The 19561-nt window shown below is 69.2% G+C and carries 22 protein-coding genes; 17 read left to right on the forward strand and 5 right to left on the reverse strand.

Annotation, left to right across the window (positions count from 1 at the left end; genetic code table 11):
- Positions 1-54 precede the first annotated feature (54 nt).
- The gene (locus tag ACFUTX_RS05250) at positions 55-642 is read right to left on the reverse strand and encodes a hypothetical protein (protein WP_378861163.1); all 588 of its coding nucleotides are present in this window, start codon (positions 640-642) and stop codon (positions 55-57) included.
- A 120-nt stretch (positions 643-762) separates the two neighbouring features.
- Positions 763-1632 (reverse strand): hypothetical protein, encoded by an 870-nt coding sequence (locus ACFUTX_RS05255; protein WP_378861165.1) that lies wholly within the window; start codon positions 1630-1632, stop codon positions 763-765.
- A gap of 207 nt (positions 1633-1839) precedes the next feature.
- Between ACFUTX_RS05255 and ACFUTX_RS05260 the strand changes: the two genes are divergently transcribed.
- Positions 1840-2253, forward strand: coding sequence for a VOC family protein (locus ACFUTX_RS05260; protein ID WP_378861167.1), 414 nt, complete (start codon positions 1840-1842; stop codon positions 2251-2253).
- 82 nt (positions 2254-2335) lie between these two features.
- On the opposite strand, the gene ACFUTX_RS05265 is transcribed toward ACFUTX_RS05260, so the two are convergent.
- Entirely contained in the window at positions 2336-3865 is a 1530-nt protein-coding gene (locus ACFUTX_RS05265) for a CitMHS family transporter (RefSeq protein ID WP_378861169.1), read from the reverse strand.
- 166 nt (positions 3866-4031) lie between these two features.
- Here ACFUTX_RS05265 and ACFUTX_RS05270 point away from each other — a divergent pair, with 166 nt between their 5' ends.
- The 6 genes from ACFUTX_RS05270 to ACFUTX_RS05295 all read left to right on the forward strand — a co-directional run bounded on the left by ACFUTX_RS05270 (position 4032) and on the right by ACFUTX_RS05295 (position 9470).
- A complete protein-coding gene (locus tag ACFUTX_RS05270; protein ID WP_378861171.1) occupies positions 4032-5684 on the forward strand; it encodes an ATP-binding protein in 1653 nt (550 codons plus the stop codon).
- Complete coding sequence (locus tag ACFUTX_RS05275; RefSeq protein WP_378861173.1) at positions 5681-6334, forward strand: response regulator; 654 nt, start codon at positions 5681-5683, stop codon at positions 6332-6334. Before ACFUTX_RS05270 ends, ACFUTX_RS05275 begins: the two co-directional genes overlap by 4 nt.
- A 28-nt stretch (positions 6335-6362) precedes the next feature.
- A complete protein-coding gene (locus ACFUTX_RS05280) occupies positions 6363-6932 on the forward strand; it encodes a mismatch-specific DNA-glycosylase (RefSeq protein WP_378861175.1) in 570 nt (189 codons plus the stop codon).
- Positions 6929-7369, forward strand: coding sequence for a DUF2809 domain-containing protein (locus ACFUTX_RS05285; RefSeq protein WP_378861177.1), 441 nt, complete (start codon positions 6929-6931; stop codon positions 7367-7369). Before ACFUTX_RS05280 ends, ACFUTX_RS05285 begins: the two co-directional genes overlap by 4 nt.
- Positions 7370-7413: 44 nt before the next feature.
- Positions 7414-8367, forward strand: coding sequence for a L,D-transpeptidase (locus ACFUTX_RS05290; RefSeq protein ID WP_378861179.1), 954 nt, complete (start codon positions 7414-7416; stop codon positions 8365-8367).
- A 110-nt stretch (positions 8368-8477) separates the two neighbouring features.
- Positions 8478-9470 carry an aldo/keto reductase gene (locus ACFUTX_RS05295; protein WP_378861181.1) on the forward strand — a complete coding sequence of 331 codons (993 nt, stop codon included), beginning with the start codon at positions 8478-8480 and terminating at the stop codon, positions 9468-9470.
- Positions 9471-9539: 69 nt separating this feature from the next.
- On the opposite strand, the gene ACFUTX_RS05300 is transcribed toward ACFUTX_RS05295, so the two are convergent.
- Positions 9540-11423: an adenylyl cyclase gene (locus tag ACFUTX_RS05300; protein WP_378861183.1), complete on the reverse strand. Its 1884-nt coding sequence runs from the start codon at positions 11421-11423 to the stop codon at positions 9540-9542.
- A 159-nt stretch (positions 11424-11582) separates the two neighbouring features.
- On the reverse strand, positions 11583-11984 hold the full coding sequence (locus ACFUTX_RS05305) for a hypothetical protein (RefSeq protein ID WP_378861185.1): 402 nt from the start codon (positions 11982-11984) through the stop codon (positions 11583-11585).
- A 187-nt stretch (positions 11985-12171) separates the two neighbouring features.
- Between ACFUTX_RS05305 and ACFUTX_RS05310 the strand changes: the two genes are divergently transcribed.
- From ACFUTX_RS05310 to ACFUTX_RS05355, 10 genes are all read left to right on the forward strand, one after another.
- On the forward strand, positions 12172-12597 hold the full coding sequence (locus ACFUTX_RS05310; RefSeq protein ID WP_378861187.1) for an SRPBCC domain-containing protein: 426 nt from the start codon (positions 12172-12174) through the stop codon (positions 12595-12597).
- A gap of 48 nt (positions 12598-12645) precedes the next feature.
- Complete coding sequence (locus tag ACFUTX_RS05315) at positions 12646-12939, forward strand: DUF1905 domain-containing protein (RefSeq protein WP_378861188.1); 294 nt, start codon at positions 12646-12648, stop codon at positions 12937-12939.
- 249 nt (positions 12940-13188) lie between these two features.
- Complete coding sequence (locus ACFUTX_RS05320) at positions 13189-13569, forward strand: type IV pilin protein (protein ID WP_378861190.1); 381 nt, start codon at positions 13189-13191, stop codon at positions 13567-13569.
- A gap of 172 nt (positions 13570-13741) precedes the next feature.
- The gene (locus tag ACFUTX_RS05325; RefSeq protein ID WP_378861192.1) at positions 13742-14152 is read left to right on the forward strand and encodes a prepilin-type N-terminal cleavage/methylation domain-containing protein; all 411 of its coding nucleotides are present in this window, start codon (positions 13742-13744) and stop codon (positions 14150-14152) included.
- Positions 14149-14766, forward strand: coding sequence for a hypothetical protein (locus tag ACFUTX_RS05330; protein ID WP_378861194.1), 618 nt, complete (start codon positions 14149-14151; stop codon positions 14764-14766). Before ACFUTX_RS05325 ends, ACFUTX_RS05330 begins: the two co-directional genes overlap by 4 nt.
- A complete protein-coding gene (locus tag ACFUTX_RS05335) occupies positions 14757-16322 on the forward strand; it encodes a hypothetical protein (protein ID WP_378861196.1) in 1566 nt (521 codons plus the stop codon). Before ACFUTX_RS05330 ends, ACFUTX_RS05335 begins: the two co-directional genes overlap by 10 nt.
- A complete protein-coding gene (locus ACFUTX_RS05340; protein ID WP_378861198.1) occupies positions 16319-17146 on the forward strand; it encodes a prepilin peptidase in 828 nt (275 codons plus the stop codon). Before ACFUTX_RS05335 ends, ACFUTX_RS05340 begins: the two co-directional genes overlap by 4 nt.
- Positions 17147-17175: 29 nt before the next feature.
- Positions 17176-18231, forward strand: coding sequence for a pilus assembly protein PilM (gene pilM, locus ACFUTX_RS05345; RefSeq protein WP_378861200.1), 1056 nt, complete (start codon positions 17176-17178; stop codon positions 18229-18231).
- Positions 18228-18872 (forward strand): PilN domain-containing protein, encoded by a 645-nt coding sequence (locus ACFUTX_RS05350; protein WP_378861202.1) that lies wholly within the window; start codon positions 18228-18230, stop codon positions 18870-18872. The genes pilM and ACFUTX_RS05350 overlap by 4 nt, the downstream gene beginning before the upstream one ends.
- Positions 18869-19561, forward strand: a complete 693-nt coding sequence (locus ACFUTX_RS05355; protein WP_378861204.1) for a hypothetical protein — start codon at positions 18869-18871, stop codon at positions 19559-19561. Before ACFUTX_RS05350 ends, ACFUTX_RS05355 begins: the two co-directional genes overlap by 4 nt.

Here is a 19561-nt window from a genome sequence, read left to right on the forward strand (position 1 = left end):
TGCTGACCTCCTGAATTACTGCGGCTGACGATCGAGGGTCCGTGTTCGTGCGACTCATCTCGCTCTCGTCACCGTGCAGGTGTTTGAGGCAAAGTCGATCCCGAGTGGCAGGTCCTGCACGGCAGCCGGCTCCCCAAACACCCAGGTCAGTCGTAGGCCGAGCAGTCGACCGCTCCTTTCGCCGCCCGTATTGACAATGCTCACGATGACGCCCGTTGTGTCGGTCTCGCCGAACTTCATCGGGTTCTGTTGCGCACCATGGACGATGCGTTCGAACTCCCTGTCATCGAGTGTGGAAAGCGCCGGCAGCGATCGGACGACGCCGATCGCTTCCACTTCCCATCCAGAGGGCACCAGTGTGGCCGCGCTCCTCAGATCACCTTCCATCAGAGCTGTCGCGTCCGCGGCGAGATAGACCTTCGTGCCTTGCGTGTGCGTGCTGACACGGCAGTCGCGGGGAGAGGTCACCACGACCGGCGCTGGCTTGTTCGAGAACAGGAGGTGGGCCAGTGCGAAACCAAGAATCAACGCTCCGACCGTCACGACGATTGCGAGCGCGATGACCCAGCCGCGCAGGACACCGACGCTATGAGGGTGAAGATGCGGGTGCACCCACTGCGCTCGATCTTGTGGGACTGTCACCTAGCGCTCCTTCCTGGCGTGGAATGCCACATACTCGCGGGTCGGATTCAGTCGCACATCATGGTGGGGCGGATCGTCACGCAGTTGTGATGCGCGTCCATCGACCGGTTCCTCCTGGGGTTACCGCCGATTCGACCACTCCTGATTGACGACGGCGACGTCGACCGACCATTCAACATCCAGGGAGGTGGTGAGAAGGTCGACGAATCCGCCCTCGCCCTGCGGACGGATGTCGTCGTAGGCGCCGTCGTCGAGAACATGATTGCCGTCCGCGTCGAAGAGCTGTCGGCGAGGGAGTTCGAGGGTGTAGCCGACTATCGGTCCGCGGCCTGCCTGCTGCTCCCACACTGGATCGACGAGGACGTACTCTCCCTGTGCGGGCCCCTTGCCGATCCGTCCGACAATGCCCTCCGCTGGCCAGTCAGACACCGGGGGCACACGCGGGTCGGCCGGGATCCATTCCGGCGTTTCGGACCCATCTGCAAGCTCGGTAGCCGGAATAGCGGTGGCGGCGAAGCGATCGATGAGGTGCCGGGAGTCGGCGAGGAACGTTTCGATGATCGGTCTGGGGTTGAAGGGTTTGGCCACTCCGCTCTCGACCATATCGAGCTCATCGTCGAGCGCGACGATGTTGCGCGCGGCGGCGATGCCCTCGTAGCCGATGGCCGCGTAAGCCCAACTCGCCAGCTCGCGGACCGAGATCCAGCCGAGCAGGGCGTGCGTCGCCCGCGCCCGCAGGTTGATGAGGTCCGCTTCGTCGGCGCTGAGGTGAGCGACTCCCGCGTCGGTGAGTGCTTTCTGGAGGAGGTCACGCACATCCTCACTGCGCGCCGATCGCGACATGCCGGCCAACTCACGCAGCGCTGGCCCGTCCAAACCCACGACGAGCGCATTGACGGCGCCGTCAACGGCAAGGGCGACGAACCGCTCGCCAGCCATCTCGGCGGCTGATGCCACCGCGAGCTGCCAGATCGCACTGTCTCGGCCCATCGCACGCTCCTCTCCCTCGCAAGAGGCAAGTAGAACAGCGTACAGTCGCGCGCGCGGCGACGTTGCGCACCTCTACCGAGGCCCCGGACGCGGGTCTACAATCCGGGCGGGGGCCACGTTCGCGCGCCCGAATCGCCGATGCGCTGAGCTGGGCCGGCGCGGGGATGACAACGCCTCCGGACTGGAATCATCATGTTGGAGAATCTGATGGCGACGGCTGTCCTTCCGGCGGCGGACATCGATCGAGCGAAGGCCTGGTGGCACGACGTCCTCGGGCGCGACCCGGTCTACGCCGACAACGACGGCGGCATGCTGTTCTTCGATGTCGGCGGCACCATGGTCCTGGTCTACCGGACCCAGTTCGCCGGTACGGCCCAGAACACCGCGTTCAATCTGGTGACCGACGACATCGATCGTGACACGACGGCGCTTCGCACGCGCGGGGTCGTCTTCCACGACTACGACATGCCCGGCCTCAAAACCGTCGACGGGATCGCGGAGATCGGCGGCGAGCGCAGTGCGTGGTTCAGTGACAGCGAGGGCAACATCTTCGCGATCGGCCAGCCGACAGCCGAGATGCTCGAGATGGCGAGGAGGATGCGCGCCGGTACAGCGAGCTGAACCGCACGCGAGTTCACGCAGACCACAAACCGCAGAGGCCCGGAACCTCCGACGAGATCCCGGGCCTTTCGCATGCCCGCAGTCAGGCGGCGAAGGGTATGGAGCCGACCAGCACCCCGACGAGCAGCATCGTCAGCGACACGACGGTCGCGCGCCACAGCACCTTCTTGTGGTGATCGCCGAGGTTCACGCTCGCCAGGGAGACGAGGAGCAGGATGGCGGGCACCAGCGGGCTCTGCAGGTGAACCGGTTGCCCCGTGATCGAGGCGCGGGCCATCTCGACGGGCGCGATGCCGTACGTCGCGGCCGTCTCCGACAGGATCGGAAGGATGCCGAAGTAGAACGCGTCGTTGGACATGAAGAAGGTGAACGGGATCGACAGCACTCCGGTGATCACCGCCAGGTAGGGGCCGAGTGAGCTCGGGATCACCGTCGTGACCCAGTCGGCCATGGCGGTCACCATCCCGGTCCCGTTGAGGACGCCCACCAGCACGGCCGCGGCGAGCACCATCGAGACGACCCCGACGATGCTGGGTGCGTGGGCGACGATCTCGTCGGCCTGGCTCTTCAGCTTCGGGAAGTTGACGACGAGCGCGATGGCGGCGCCCACCATGAACACATAGGGGAGCGGGAACAGGTCGAGCACGAGGAGCACCATCACCGCGGCGGTCAGCGCGAGGTTGAACCAGATGAGCTTCGGGCGCAGCGTCGGGCGATACGGGTCGAGCATCGTGTCGGCCATGGCCGTGTCGGTCGCGTCGACGAGGCTCGCGGCCGCAACGGCGCCGCGTCCGCCACGGACGGTGACCAGGTTTCCGGTCCGAAGCGACGCCCGCGCTCCGGGCTTGGTCTCGGCGCCGCGCACGAGTCGGGGGGCACCCAGGATGCCGTCTCCGCCCGCACTGCTCCGGTCGAGGTCGATCGATCCGATGCGCCGGCGCTCGGCGAGACCGAGGAACCACGCGAACGTCAGTGCGACGACGAGGCCCGCGGCGAGCGAGGGGAGCATGGGCACGAAGACGTCGTTCGGCTGAAGCCCGAGGGCCGTCGCCGCCCGCACCGTCGGCCCGCCCCACGGCACGATGTTCAGCGTGCCGTTCATCAGGCCGGCGACGCAGGTCAGCACGACCGGGCTCATCCCGAGTCGCAGGTAGAGCGGCAGCATCGCCGACGTGGTGATGATGAAGGTCGTGGACCCGTCGCCGTCCAGCGAGACCGCCCCTGCCAGGAGGGCGGTGCCCAGCACCACCTTCGCGGGATCGTCGCCGAGCACGCGCGTGATGGCGCGGATGAGCGGATCGAAGAGGCCGACGTCGATCATGATGCCGAAGAACATGATCGCGAACATCAGCAGGCCGACGGTCGGCGCCATGTCGCGGACCGCGTCCATGATCATGTCGCCGAGCCCCAGGCCCGCGCCGGCGAACAGCCCGAAGACGGTGGGCACGAGGATGAGCGCGACCATCGGTGTCAGCCGGCGCATCATGATGAGCGCCATGAAAGTGAGCACCATCCCGAAGCCGAGGATGACGAGAACCCCGTCGGAAGGGATGAACGCTGTCGCGTAGCCTTCCTCCGCCTCCGCGACGACCCTGCCCAGCGTCTGAATCATGTCGACTCCTTCGTCTTCTCCGCCGCCGTGGCGGGAGTTCCAGCGACTGTAGGAGGAGTTGTCCACCGATCGCGCGCTTCGTCGCATTGGTTCCACTTGAGCGCGTAGCGTGGGTTGAGCGCATTCTGCTCACCGCGGGTGGGCGTCGACGATGAGAGAGGCGTGCATGCGTTTCGCGACCCGGGTGCTGCTGCTGCAGCTGGCGACCGTGGTGGCCGTCGTGGTCGTGTGCACGGCGGTCTTCGTGGCGATCGGCATCCAGCAGCTGAGGGCGGAGGCCGAGGCATCCGCTCTCAACATCGCCCGGACCGTGGCTGAAGACCCGGATGTGCGCCGGCTCGTGGCCACCTACTCGGCCGACCCCGGCACGCCCGATGGAGCGCGACTCCGCGAAGGCGCATTGCAGGCCATCGCCTCGGGCGTCAGCTCGCGCACGGACGCGCTGTTCGTCGTGATCGCCGATGACCACGGCATCCGGCTCGCACACCCCAATCCCGACCGGCTCGGCGAGCAGGTGAGCACCCCTTTCGAGGAGGTGCTCGCCGGTCGCGAAGTCGTGGATTGGGAGCGCGGGACGCTGGGGGAGTCCGCGCGCGCGAAGGTTCCCGTCTACCCGCCCGGTACGGCCGCGACGGAGCCGATCGGCGAGGTGAGTGTCGGTTTCGAGCCCGCCAGCGTCTTCGACGATCTGCCCGCCCTGCTCACCGGGATCGCGGTGGCCGCCGCGGCAGCCCTCGCGATCGGCGCCGCTGCGACGCTGCTGCTGCGGCGCCGGTGGGAGAAGCTCACGCTGGGTCTCCAACCCGAAGAACTGGTGTCGCTCGTGCAGAACCAGGCGGCCGTGCTCGACGGAGTCGGTGACGGCGTGATCGCGCTCGACACCGAGGGCCGGGTGCGCGTGTGCAATGATGCGGCGGCGCGGATGCTGTCGCTCGCGCACCCTCTCGGACGCAGCCTCGCCGAGGCCGGTGTGCCCGCCGATGTGCTGCGAAGCGCCCGCGATGGCTCCGCGCGCGGCGGAGCGGTGGTCGGCGATCGGGTCCTCTATCTCGACGCGCATCCCGTGGCACGGGACGGACGGACACTTGGCGAGGTCCTCATCGTGCGCGATCGAACCGACCTCGTCGCGCTCGCCGAGCGGCTGGAATCGGTGCGCGCGATGACCGGCGCGATGAGGGTGCAGCGGCATGAGTTCGCGAACCGGCTGCACGTCGCCCTCGGGCTGCTCGACGCGGATCGGGTCGCCGACGCGCGCGAGTTCCTCGCCGAGCAGCTCGGTCGAGGACCGGTCGCTTACCCCGTCGAGCGGCTCGGCCTCATCGGCGATCCCTTCTTGCAGTCCGTGCTCGGGGCGAAGGCTCTCGAGGCCGGCGAGCGCGGGGTCTCCGTGAGCGTCGCCGAGGACACCTTCCTGCACGGCACCCTCGCCGAGGTCGAAGACGTGGTCGCCGTGCTCGGCAATCTGCTCGACAACGCGGTGTCGGCGGCCGTCCGTGGCGAGGCGCCCCGTGCAGTGGAGATCGCCCTTCTGAGCGCTGGCGACGAGTTGGTGATGACGGTCTCCGACAGTGGGCCGGGCATCCCGCTCGGCACGGATGTCTTCCAACCCGCGCCGTCCGGCGGCGACGACGCCGATCGGATCCACGGCCTCGGTGTGGGTCTGCCCCTGTCCCGTGAACTGGCCCGGCGGCGTGGCGGCGACGTCTGGGTCGTGAGTCCGGGCGGTGGGCCGGGCAGTGGAGCCGTGTTCGGCGCGAGGCTCCCCGGGGTCATGGCCTGCCCCGTCAGCGGCGTCGATGAAGGAGACGATCGTCCATGAGCTCTGCCATCCGCGTCCTGGTGGTCGACGACGATTTCCGCGTCGCCGGGCTGCACCGCGACCTGGTGAATGACCGGCCGGGATTCGAAGTGGTCGACACCGCCGGTTCCGTGGGCGCGGCACGCGCAGCCCTCGCGAACCATCGGCCGCATCTCCTCCTGGTGGACGCGTACCTTCCCGACGGGGACGGCATCGAGTTCGTGCGATCCGTGGACGTCGACGCGTTCGTGCTGTCGGCCGCCGACGACGCACCGACGATCCGTCGCGCCCTGCACGCGGGTGCGCTCGGCTACTTCATCAAGCCGTTCGACCGGCGTGCGTTGTCGGACCGCCTCGACCGGTACGCGCGGTACCGGAACCTGCTGGGCGGCGACGCCAGGCTGGTGCAGGAGGACGTCGATCGCGCATCGGCGATCCTCCACGGCGGAGCGGAGGCTGTATCCGGTTCGCGGTCGGTGACCGAGCAGCTGGTGCTCGCCGCGATCGGAGACGGTGAGGCGTCGGCCGCAGAGGTCGGCGAACGCGCGGGCATCTCCCGGGCCACCGCACAGCGGCACCTCGCCGCCCTTGCCGCGCGCGACATCGTCGACGTCCGGCTGCGCTACGGGACGGGACGCCCCGAGCACCGGTATGCGCGACGGCGGACGTGAGCCGCGACGCTTCCCGCAGACTGTGAGCATGGGTTTCACGCGCGCCGAGCTGGAGGCATACCGTGACCGCGCGATTCCGGAGTTCATGCCCGAGCATCCGCGGCTCGTCTTCGTGGGCATCAACCCGGGATTGTGGACGGCGGCCACCGGAGTGCCCTTCGCCCACCCGGGCAACCGGTTCTATCCGGCTCTGGTCGCGGCGGGCGTCATCCCTCGCGTGCCGGCCATCACCGAGCGAGGGATGCTGCCGGCCGACGTCCGCATGATCCATGACGCGGGCATCGGGATCTCGAGCCTCGTGCACCGGGCGACAGCTCGCGCGGACGAGCTGAGCCGCGCCGAGCTGACCGCAGGCGCGGAGCGGCTCGCCGCTGACGTCGCGCGGTGGCGTCCTCGCGTCGTGGCGGTGGTCGGCCTCACCGCCTACCGACAGGGGTTCGCGAGGCCGAAGGCCGCGAGCGGCCGACAGCCCGAAGATGTGGCCGGCGCCGAGCTCTGGGTGGTGCCGAACCCGAGCGGACTCAACGCGCACGACACCGTCGCCAGTCTCGCAGCGGCATACGAGGGACCGGCCCGGGCCGCGGGAGTCATCCCGTGAGCGGGGCCGGGGTGCGGCATCCGTTCTCCCGCCCTGCCCTGCGCCGTCTCGTCGCCGCCGGATGCCTGGCGGCGACCATCGTCGGCGGACTTGCGGTGCACCAGCTGCTTCCCGACACGACGGGCACCGATATCGCCGGGGACGCGCTGTACGCCGTCGCCGCGTATCTCGCCGTCGTGATCCTGGCCCCCCGACTCACCCCGCTCGTCACCGGCTCGATCGCCGCCGCCTGGTGCGTCGCGGTGGAGCTCTTCCAGCTCACGGGCATCCCCGAGGACGTGGGCAGCGCGTTCGCTCCCGCGATGCTGATCCTCGGCACGGTCTTCGACGCGCGCGACCTTGTGATCTACGTCATCGCGGCTGCGGTCTGCGTCGTCGTGGACGCTGCATCCAGCGCCGCGATCGCCCGACGTCGAGCGCCGGCGCGGCGCGAATGACACCACCCGTTGCGGGACGCGGAGAACCTGCCGACCATGGAGCGATGGGGAAGGTCGCGCCCGGTGCGGCGAGCGGTGAGGACGGGCACTCGCGGGCTCCATCGCGTCGGGGCCGCCGCCTTCTTGTCGGTGTCCTGGCTCTTCTCGTGCTCACCGCCGTGGGGGCGTGGATGCTGCGCCCCGCTGCCGCCCCGACGTCGGCGTCTGTGCTGGTCGGCGCCTCGCCGACGGCGACGCCCCAGCCCGATCCGACGCCCACCCCACAACCGACGCCGACGCCGACCGGGTACCCGGCCGACACGGCGACGTACGACCTCCGCGGGCTGCCCGAGATCAGCGTGTTCTCGGTCATCCCCGCGCTCCCGGTCGATGACACGCCGTACGGGTCGGTCACGCCCGAATCCGTCCGGCCCCTGACGTCAGCGCCGGTGTGGGCCGACCCTCGCGCCGAACCGGTGGCGTTCCTCCCGCGCGACCTCGAATTCGACGGGACCACCGTCCCCGTGATCGAGCGGCAGGCCGACTGGGTGAAGGTGCTGCTCGTGGGGCGTCAGGCGACGCCCTCGCAGGGCGACCCGTCGCAGGTGACGGGGTGGATGCGCGTGCAGGACCTCGAGTTCACCTCGTCGGAGGCGGCGGTGAGGGTGAGTATCGGCCAGCGAACCGTCGACATCGTCCGCGGCGGTGCGACGACGCGCATCGCCGACGACTTCGCATGGGGTGCGGAGGCGACCCCGACGCCCCTCGGCCGGGCGTTCATCATGACGACCCGGGTCGTGCCCGAGTACTGGTACACCCGCGGACATCCGATCGTCTACCTGTCGGTGCAGTCGCCGACGCTCGACGGGTTCGGGGGAGCATCGGTCGCGGTCACCGCGTTCCACTACCACGACGAGCGGTCCGGCCCGATCTCGAACGGCTGCATCCGGCTCGGGCCGGATTCGCTCGCCGCGCTCGCCGCCCTCCCGTACGGCACGCCGGTCACCATCGCGCCGTAGCACGTCTGCCGCACGGCGCAAGGGGTTTCTGCTCGCCGAGCGACCCGCCCCCGGTCGTGTCATGCTGGATCCCGGCCGCCGACGACGGCAGCCGCAGGAAAGGAAACACGATGCAGCAGCGCGCTCTCGGCCGCACCTCTCGTTCGGTGTCCGCGATCGGCCTGGGAACCTGGCAGCTCGGTGCCGACTGGGGTGACGTCAGCGAGGCCGACGCCGAAGCGGTCCTCGCCGCCTCCGCCGACGCGGGCGTCACGCTCTTCGACACGGCGGACGTCTACGGCGACGGGCGCAGCGAGTCGATCATCGGCCGCTTCCTCGCGGCTCGCCCCGGGCACGAGATCACCGTCGCCACCAAGATGGGGCGCCGCGTGCCGCAGGAGCCCGAGAACTACACGCCAGAGAACTTCCGCGCCTGGACCGACAGGTCCCGCGCCAACCTCGGCGTCGACACGCTCGACCTCGTGCAGCTGCACTGCCCGCCGTCGGAGGTGATCGACGACGACGCCACCTACGACGCGCTCGACGCCCTCGTCGCGGCTGGCGCCATCGCCGCCTACGGAGTGTCAGTGGAAACGACGGCGCAGGCGCTGTCGGCCATCTCCCGGCCCAACGTGACCAACGTGCAGATCATCTTCAACCCGTTCCGCCTGAAGCCGCTCGACGAGGTGCTGCCGGCTGCCGCCGAGGCCGGTGTCGCCATCTTCGCCCGCGTGCCCCTGGCGTCGGGCCTGCTGTCGGGCAAGTACAGCGAGTCGACCACCTTCGCCGCTGACGACCACCGCAGCTACAACCGTCACGGCGAGGCGTTCGACCGCGGCGAGACGTTCTCGGGAGTGGATTACGAAGTGGGGCTGGCCGCGGCATCCGAGTTGGCCGCCGCTCTGCCCGACGGCGTCTCGCTGCCGGCTGCCACGCTCGCCTGGATCGCGTCGCAGCGTGGCGTGACGAGCGTCATCCCCGGTGCGCGCAATGTCCGCCAGGCCGAAGGAAACGCGGCAGCGGGGGATCTGCTCGACGGCGGCTTCGACGTCGCGGCGTTCGACGCGGTCGTCCGCGAGGTCTACGACCGCCGCCTGCGCGAGGCCATCCACCCCCTGTGGTGAGAGTCTGCTCATGACGGATGCCCCGGACCCGCGTGCACGCGTGGTCCGGGGCATCCGCGCTTTCGGCCCCTAGGGCGCCGGGTAGTCCACGAGGTACTGCGGCGTCCCGGTGTTGGTGTTGTCGGCCTGACCGCCGACGCCGTTCACGACGTGCTGGATCGTGCCGGCGCTGAGGTTCACCGTCATGATGTGGTGGAGCCGCACGCCTGGCGTCTCAGGCACGGAGAAGCCGTTCGCCGTGACGATCGAGGGGTTGTTCTGGTTGAACACGTACACCCCCGCGCCGTCCAGGCGGTGCGCCTTGACCTTGCGGTCCACGACATAGCCCGGGTACCCGAGCGTGTCGTCGGGCTGCGTCCAGTCGGCCTGCGTCGGCGGGTCGTACGGCAACTCGTTCTGGTACAGGATGACGCGGCCGTTCTCGCCGTTCCAGAGGGTGTTGTACTTCTGGAAGTGCTCGACGAACAGCCCCGTCGCCGTCACGTTGTCGCCGTTGATGATGGCGCCGTTCGTTCCGGTGTTCGTGTTCCATCGGTCGGTGTCGCCGTTCACGCCGTTCGTGAAGCCCTCGATGCCGTGGTCGGCCCGCCACACCCACGTGTGGTCGATGAGGACGTTGTCGGAGTTGACCTCGAGCGCGGTCGTCGTCTTTCCGATGTGCGGGCCTCCGACGCGGAAGTACACGTCGCTCAGCGTGATCGGGTTCGCAGTGCCCAGCGGCTTGCCGCCCTTCGCCTTGCCCACCCGCAGCAGCACGGGGGAGAGTTCGGTCCCCGCGTCGATCGTCACGCCCGCGATCACGATGCCCGCGGCGTCCTTCACCTCGAGCGGGATCGCCCCGCCGACAGCGGTGAGCGTCGCATGTCCCAGACCGAGCACGACCGTGTCGGCGCGCTTGACCTCGATGGTCCGGTCGATGTCGTACACGCCGGGAGTGAGGATCAGGTGCTGGCCGCGGGCAAGCGCGTTGTTGATGTCCTTCACCGAGTCGCCCGGTTGCGCGATGAAGAAGTCCGTGATCGGGATGCTGCGGCCGGCCGTCTCGCCGCCGCCCCACGTGATGCCGCTCGAGTCGCGCTGCACCGCCGGCACGCGGACGTTGTAGCGCCCCGAGTCGTCGACGTAGAGGTAAGGCTTCTCGCGGCTGACCGGCGTCTCATCGACCGTGGTGTACGGCGGGTTGGGGAATCCGGCGTCGTCGGGCGCGCCGACGACGCCCGAGAAGACCTGGTTCCACACGCCGTTCGACCAGCCCGCGACCTCGCTGTTGCGGATCAGCCACTGCTGCTGCGAGCCGTTGATGACGTTGGGCAGGCGCGAGTCGGCGATGAATCCGCCGCTGGCGTACTGGGGTCCGGCGGTGCAGTAGTCCATGAGCGACAGCTGGTTGCCCGAGATGTCGAGGCGGCGCATCGACACCGCCTGCGACACCGCCCAGAAGTTGGCGCTGGCGCGGCATCCGTCCTGGCCTGTCTTGTCGACGTCGATCGACAGATTCGACAGCGTGCGCCAGAAGTTCACGAGGGCCAGGCAGTTCCCCGTTCCGTTGTTCTCGAGGCAGCGGTTGTACACCTCGACGCCGCCGTGGACGGTCACGTCTTCGGGCGATGCCCCGAGACCCGCGATCTCGGTGTAGTAGCCAACCTTCACCTGCAGCGGGTCGGCGGCGGAACCGTACTCGCCGGGCAGGAAGTACACGGCCCGACGCACGCTGCTCATCTCGGCGTCGACCTGCTGCGCGTGCAGCGTGTCGAGGTCGTCGCGGATCGTGTCGAGCGGGGTGTCGGGTCCGTAGACGGTGACGTTCGGCCCGAAGTCGGGGTCGAAGGGGTCGACGGTCCGCGGCGGTGCGGCCGAGGCCGGCGCGGCCATCAGAGTACCGGCGACGACGGCCGCCGTGGCGAAGGCGGCGACGAGCGCTCTTCTCGAGCGGCGGGGGATGGGCGTGGTCATGCGATGGTCCTCTCATCGTCGAGGGATGTCGCGCGGCGGCTGCCGCTTGCTTACTGGACTGTAACCAAACGGTGGGAGCGGTTTCAAGGCTCAGGACGAAAAGCGAAGGGCGCCGTACCGTCTGGTTCGGTACGGCGCCCTCCGGCGTGCGAGCGGCGATCAGGCCTCCTGCAGCTCCTTGCCGTGCACGGTCAGCGCGTAGATGACGACCACGTCGAGGGCCAGGGCGATCACCGACCACCAGGGCTGCACGCTCAGCAGGCCGAGCTGCGCGATCGCGTTGAGCGCGACGAGGATGATGGCGATGACTCGGGCCCACGTGGCTCCGCGGAGCACGAAGATGCCGACGAGCACCAGCAGCAGACCCACGATGAGGTGCCACCAGCCCCACACCTCGACATCGAAGAGAATCGTGCCGGCATCCGCCGAGATGGCCCACTGATCCACAGGGCGCAGCAGTGCGCTGAACCCCTTGAGCGCGTCCCACGCGCCCGTGATGATGAGGACGATTCCGGCGAAGACGGCCCAGCCGACCCATCCGGTTCGCTGCGTGTCAGACATGAGAGACGTGTCCTTCCGAAGTGAGGTCGCGGCGAGGGTGCGACCTGTGGCGTGTCCATGGTTCTGCCGCTCTGCGGGACGCGGCGTCACCCGGAATGGGTGAACCGGATGCCTCGGCCCGAGCCGCCGCGCGCGAGGGTGACCTTCTCGGATCACGACGTCGGGAGCCTGCGATACCGTGGCCCGCATGTTCGAGATGACCGAGAGCGGGCTGGTGGCGGCATCCGTCGACACCGTGCGGGCCGACTTCACCGACGCGTCGCGACTGTCGGAGTGGATCTGGCCTCCCCGATTCGAGACCCACGCGGTAATCGAGGGAGGGGTCGGCGGCCGGTGGCAGATCGTCTCCCGCGTCGCCGAACTCGCCGTTCTCGGGCGCATTCTGGCCATCGAAGCCCCCCGAAAACTGCGTCTGGAGTGGCGGTGGGAGGGCGAAGACCACTCCACCGACGCTGAGATCACCCTTGCGGAGGCCGCCGATTCCTCCACAAGGGTGTCGATTCGCCACTCCGGATTCCTCTCTCTTGAGGAACGAGAGAGCCATATCGAGGGGTGGTCGAACTGCCTGCAGCGCCTCATCGACCGCCACGGCGGGGTCCCGTTCTCGGGGTGAAGAACGCCCGGGTCGAGAGGCCGGCGAGAGGGGTCGAGCAGGGTGATCGTGGAGTTCGAGGGCGACGTCTTCCGGTGGGAGGCGCGCGATGATTCGGCGTGGTTCTTCGTCGCCGTTCCGCCCGATTTGAGCGCGGAAATCCGCGAGATTCCGCGGCCCTACCGCGGATTCGGCTCGGCGCGGGTCCGCGCCCGGGTCGGTGGCTCGGAGTGGTCGACGTCCATCTTTCCCGACTCGGCGAGCGGCTCGTACGTGCTGCCCCTGAAGCGTGCGGTGCGGGATGCCGAAGCCCTGGTCGAGGGCGGTCCGGTGGTGGTCAGGCTCGAGGTTCTCGACGGCTGAGCGGCGGGGTCGGCGGCGCCCATAACGCCGATCACCCTCAGGAAAACCTCAGGAAACTGCTTGCCGAATCCTGGGCAAAAATGGATTTGACCCCGGATGAGATGACTCTAATGTGATCAGCGGGGAACGGAGAGCGCCGAGCGCAACTCCGAGAGTGGGAACACCTGAGCCGGCTGGCTGACTGGGCGAAAACGCGGTCCGATCAGGGATGTCTTCAGTATTGTCATCCGATCAGAAAGCGGTCGTACCATGCGTACCTTCATCAAGAACTACCTCGAGGCTGAGAAGGCCCGTCGCGAGGAGCACGGCGAGGCCGGCTTCTCACTCATCGAACTCATCGTCGTCGTCGTGATCCTCGGCATCCTCGCCGCGGTCGCGATCCCGGTCTTCCTCGGACTGCAGGCGCAGGCCGAGCAGACCGCGCAGGACGCCGTCGCCGGCAACGCGGCCAGCCAGGCCGCCTCCGAGCTGGCGCAGGACACCGCCCTCGCGGACGTCGACTTCGACAAGCTCGCGGGCGACGACTACACCATCGCACCGATCGGTGCGGGCACGAGCATCGACGACTTCTGCATTCAGGTCTCGGGCGGCGCGGACGTTGCGTCGACCGCTGGCCCTGGCTGCCCGTAAGCACCCAAGCTCCGGCCGGCCTTCGCCTGGGAAGGCCGGCCCGGACCCAACCCGAATCCAGGGAGAGCGGCAGCTCCGCGTCCCCAGCGCAATGGACTGCTCCTCTTACGGCCAGGGCGACCCTTCCCCAGAGAGTCGCCCTGGCCAAAACCCGCATGAGGGAGGTGGGGGAATGTCGAACGACACCGAGGGTTTCAGCCTGGTCGAGGTCATCATCGCGATGTTCCTCCTCATGGTCCTGGCGCTCGCGGTGCTGCCCCTGATGGTGGGCGCCACGCGCGTGAGTGTCGCGAACAGCGACCTCGTCGGGGCGAACACCTTCGCCAACGCACAGCTCGCGCCGATCAAGTCCGCCTTCCCGAACGACCCGGCGACACCGACGAGCTGCGCCACCTTGCGAAGCCGCGCAGCGACCGACGTTCCCGACCCCGCCGGCACCGGCCTGCTCGCCGACATCACGGTCGGCACCTGCCCAGCCAGCTACCCTGGCGTCGTCCTCGTCACCGTCACGGTCGACGACCCCGCCCGACCGGGGCAGACACTGGTCCGGCTCCCCACGCGCATCCTGGTTTCGGCGTCATGAACCGCGACGACTCCGGCCTCTCGCTCGTCGAGCTCATCGTCTACGCGGCGGTCTCGGCACTGTTCCTCGGGCTGCTGGCTTCGTTGTTCATCGGCGGGATCCAGGCGCAGGCCCAGGCGACCGACCGCGACAGTGCCACCGGCCGCGCGGGCGTGGTCAGCGACTCGATCCTGACGTCGATCCGCAACTCCAGCGCGTTCACCATCACAGGTGGGAACCGGGCGCTCATCGCGAAGGTGTCACTGCCCGGCGGCGCCTTCGAGTGCCGAGCTTGGGTGGTGACCACGGGCGGCGATGTTCGGTACCGCGAGTCGGCCTCTGCGATCTCCATCGCCAGCACTACCTCGTGGACGCGCCTCGTGCGCGGCGACACCTCCACCGGGAGTGGCGCCATCCCGTCTCTGTCGCGACGCGACGGCAGCAACGCCGACGGCTCACCCCGATTCACCCGCGTGGACGCGAACGGTGACGGTCTCACCGACGCGTTCTCCCGCACCGGGCAGACCCTGTCCATCGGCCTCGACATCTCCCTGGGCGACACCGTGGTCCCCCTCTCGAACGGAGTCACCGCGCAGGCCATCACCGACGGAACGAGTACAACCGCATGCTGGTGAAACTTCAGCGCCGACTGCGCCCCATCGACGACGGCGGCTCGGCCCTCGTCTCGGTCCTCGTCATCATGCTCGTGCTGAGCATCGGCGGGATGGCCCTCGCCGCCATCGTCACGAACACCACGATGACCCTCGTCGACAGCCGCAGCACCGCGCAGTCCCGGGCAGCCGCCGACGCCGGTCTGGCCGATGCGGTCGGCGCGATGCGCCGAAGCGGCGTCACGTGCGGGGGAGTGCAGCGCAATGTGCGCGTGGACTCCACCCGCGCATCGTCTCCCACCTACAGCTACCGGGTCGTGTGCGCCGGGGGCCTCGCGACCGTCACGGCGACGGGCGAGGCCAGCGACGGCATGACGACGACGCAGGCGGTCTACCGCTACACCGAGACGCCCAGCAGCGACGGCGACATGGTGTTCTTCGGAACGAACGACGTGACCTTCACCTACGAGGTGCGGACCTCCGCGCCCGGCCGGCTGCTGAAGATCGTCGTTCCGCAGGCGAAGTTCGTGTGTCAGGCCCTGATTCCCGGCAACATCACCGTCGGTGGCGACATCGACGCGAACGGCGGCTGCACCATCAAGGGCGACGTCACGTCGGGCGGCGTCGTGGACATGTGCTGCGGCAGCGACACGATCGAAGGGAACCTCTCGACGTCCGGAACCGGGTCGGGGACCGTCCGCGGCACCGTGGTCAAGAACCTGCACGCCAACGGTGCACTCACGTTCGGCTGGGAAGGCAAGCAGGTCGGCGGGTCGGTGACGACGAGCGGCAACGTCAAGCTCGGGAACGTCCGGATCGGGGGGACGCTCACGATGCCTTCGTCGAAGACGTACGACGCGCAGAGCGGCGTCATCACCGGTGGCGTGGTGCGACCCGCCACCGTCGCGGGTCCCACACCGCCCACGCTGCCGCCGTGGTTCGAGTACAAGTACGCGGCCGCCGACTTTCCCGGCTACAACGTGGTGACTCTCGTCAACTCGGGAAGCGGCCCGGGCACATGCAACTACTTCAACTCGTCGCCGGGAACCGGGTGGACGACCTCGCTCCCCGCCTACACGACCCCCACGGTCATCGACGCGCGGGCCTGCACGATCCTCAGCTCGCAGAACGGCTCACTGCCGAACATCGCCCTCAAGACGAACTTCGTCTTCCTGGCCAAGCAGTTCGATCTCGGCTCCATGCAGATGCGGGGCGCGACGGGCCTGGCGACGAAGCCGAAGGTCTGGTTCATCACGGACGACCTCACGCCGACCGACCACCAGCCGACCTGCCCTCGAGGCTACGGTCCGACTCTCATCAACGGCACCGTCACGGCGACGAGCATCACCGCGATGGCGTACACGCCCTGCGAGATCAAGGTGGCGGGCGGTGCCTCGGGCATCTCGGACAAGTGGAACGGCGCGTTCTACGGGGGCGGCTGGTCGTACGGCGGCGGCCTGGAGTTCACCGCGGATCCCATCGGCGTTCCCGGCATGTCGAGCTCGAGCAGCGGGTCGTCGACCGGGACGCTGGGCAGCCTCGTCTCCCAGCGCGACATCGCGCCGCAGAGGATCCCATGATGCTCAGTCCCGCTGCCACCGTCGTGATCCTCGCCTTCGCGGGCCTCTTCGGGCTCGTGATCGGCTCCTTCCTCAACGTCGTCGTCTATCGCGTCCCCGCGGGCGTGCCCCTCACGCGGGAGAGCCGGTGCCCTCAGTGCGGCGCGCCCGTGCGCCCCTGGCACAACGTGCCGGTGGCGTCCTGGCTCCTGCTGCGCGGCGGCTGCGCCGACTGCGGCGAGCGCATCTCGGCTCGCTACCCGCTGGTCGAGCTGGCGACGGGCGCCTTCTTCGTGCTGGTGACGTGGAGTGCGCTGCAGGCTGCCGTCCCGGCATCCGGCGCCGATGCGATCGTGCTGGTCGCCTACCTCTACTTCGCCGCCATCACGGTGGCGCTGACGCTGATCGATCTCGACACCCACCGGCTGCCGAACGCCATCGTCCTTCCGAGCTACGCGGTCGCCGGCATCCTCTTCGTGCTCGCTGCAGCGGTCGGCGGTCGGTGGTCGTCGCTCCTCACGGCGGCGGTCGGCGGGGCCGTGCTCTACGCCTTCTACTTCGTTCTCCGCGCCATCAAGCCCGGCGGAATGGGAGGCGGCGACGTCAAACTCGCCGGTGTCGTGGGAATCTACCTCGGCTGGCTCGGCTGGGGCGCGCTCATCGTGGGGGCATTCGCCGCCTTCCTGCTCGGCGGCGTTTTCGGCATCGCGCTGATCCTGGCGCGGCGCGCGGGCCGGAAGTCGGCGATCCCGTTCGGGCCGTGGATGCTCGCGGGCGCGTGGGTGGGCATCTTCGCCGGTCAGGCACTGGCCGACTGGTACATGGGACTTTTCGCGATCGCCTGAGCGACCGCCGGACACGAAGGGGAGAGGTCATGGCACAGACAACGATCGGCCTCGAGATCACCGAGGAGGGGGTGCGCGCCGCCGAGGTCACGGTGGGGCGCTCGCCCTCGCTCGTCGCGTGGGGCGCCGTGCCGCTCCCGCCCGGCGCCGCGAAGGATTCCGAGATCTTCGATGCCGACGCGGTCGTCCTGGCCCTACGGCAGCTCTGGTCGCGCGCCGGGTTCCGCAGCCGGCGTGTGGTTCTGGGAATCGGCAGCCGACGCATCCTGGTCCGCGAGTACACCACGCAGGCGCTGCGACCCGATCTGCTGCGTCAGGCGCTGCCGTTCCAGGTGCAGGATCTGCTGCCGGTTCCGGCGGATCAGGCCGTGCTCGATTTCTACCCCGCCTCGCAGCAGGGCGACCAGATCACGGGCCTCCTGGTGGCCGCCGTCGCCGAGACCGTCGAGCAGCTCATCGCCACGATCGCGAAGGCGAAGCTGACGGTCGACGTCGTCGATCTGGCGCCGTTCGGTCTGACCCGCGCGGCCAGCCGCCTCGCCGCACCGGGGGAGTCGATCGCCGCTCTGCACCTCGGAGATCACACCAGCTACGTCGTGGTGCTGCGCGACGGCATTCCCCGCTTCGTCCGCATCCTTCCGATCGAGATCGTGACCGAGGCGGTGCGCGAGCGGGAGCTGGCCGCGATCGAGGGCGGCGAGCAGCCCGTCCCCGTCGCCGAAGAGGTGCTCGAGACCGTTCCGCCCTCGTCGGAGTCGCCGGTGCGGCGGCTTCGCTCGGGGGGTCGCGCGGCGCGCCCGACCGGGATGTCGGAGTCCGCGCTCACCGACCTCGTCGGGCGGCTGCACAGCACGCTCGCGTTCTATGCGGGGCGCTCAGGCGACGAGCCGGTCACCCGCGTGCTCCTCTCCGGAGCGGGCGCTGCCGCACCCGGCGTCGCCGAGGCTCTCGCAGAGAGCCTGCCGATTCCGGTCTCGTACGCCGGGGCGGCCGAGGTGATCTCGAGCAAGAAGGGCGTACCGGCCGGAGACGTCGGCTTGAACCTGCTGACGACCGTCGGCCTCGCGCTGGGAGACGCCCGATGATGACCACTGTCGCCCCCGCCCTGATCCTCGGCGTGGCGCCCCGTGTCAACCTGATGCCGCGGGCCGAGACCGAGCGCCGCGCGCGGTCGAAACTCCTCCGGCGGTGGGTGCTCGCGCTCGTCGTCGCGCTTTCCGTGGTGATCGCGGTCATCGCGGGGGGCATGTGGCTGAACGTCACGGCGGCGGCGCGCCTGCTGGGCGAGAACGCCCGCACGCAGTCCCTCCTGTCGCAGCTCGACGGTCTCTCGGACGTACGGGCCAAGGTCGAGCTGCAGTCGGAGCTGACCGAGTTCCGTCAGAACGCCATGGCGACCGATCTCGCGTGGAGCGGCCTCCTGACCTCCGTGGCCGGGGTGCTCCCCGAGGGCGTCGTCGTCAGCGGCTTCAGCCTGGCGCCGGCCGGGATCCCGCAGGGCGACGTGCCCGAGGAGGAGATCGGAGCCGCCGGCATCGTCGAGATCACCAGCCAGTCGCCCCAGGACATCGTCGCGCTCTCGCGCGCCGTGCGCCCGCTGGCCGGCGTCATCGACGCCGACCCGTTGAGCGTCACCCTCGAAGAGGCCGCGTACGTGTACGAGCTGCGGATCGCGTTCGACCAGACCGTCTATACCGGTGACTTCGCGCAGGAGGAAGACGAATGAACATCCCGAAGCAGATGATCAACCTGCTCGGCGCCGTGGTGGTCATCGCGGTGCTGGTCGCGGGCGTGACGCTCGCGGGTCTTCCGCTGTACAGCAACGCACAGGCCACGGACGCGAGCACTCGCACGGTGGAGCAGACGAACGAGATCTATGAGATCCAAGTCGCCCAGCTCAGCGCCGAGAACGAGCGCATCGACGAGATCGACGCCGACCTCGCCTCTCTCGAGGAGGAGATTCCCGGGCTTCCGCGACTGGATGACGTCGTCGAGATCGTCGTCGCCGCGGCAGGCACCGTCGAGGGGACGATCCAGAGCATCGAGGCGGCCGACCTCGAAGTATGGACACCTCGCTCTGGACTCGACTCCGACGACGGCGACGACACCGCGCCCACCGACGGCGAGGCGACGGACGAGGCCGCGACAGGCGAGGAAGCCACCGCCGACGCCACGGACGCGGCAGCGCAAGACACCGCGACCGAAGCCCCGGCCGACGACGCCCCTGCCGCCGAGGACTCGCCCCAGAAGCAGATCCCGGTGACGATCGAGATCGCCGTTCCGGATGCCGCGGCCGCCGCGGCCTTCATGGACGAGCTGGGCCGCGGCCCGCGTCTCATCGCGCCCATCGACGGCACCCTCGAGGACGGTGTCCTCAGGGTCACCGCACTCGCCTTCCTCCGAACGGGAGACTGA

The sequence above is a fragment of the Microbacterium sp. NPDC057407 genome (assembly GCF_042803895.1).
Classification (GTDB): Bacteria; Actinomycetota; Actinomycetes; order Actinomycetales; family Microbacteriaceae; genus Microbacterium.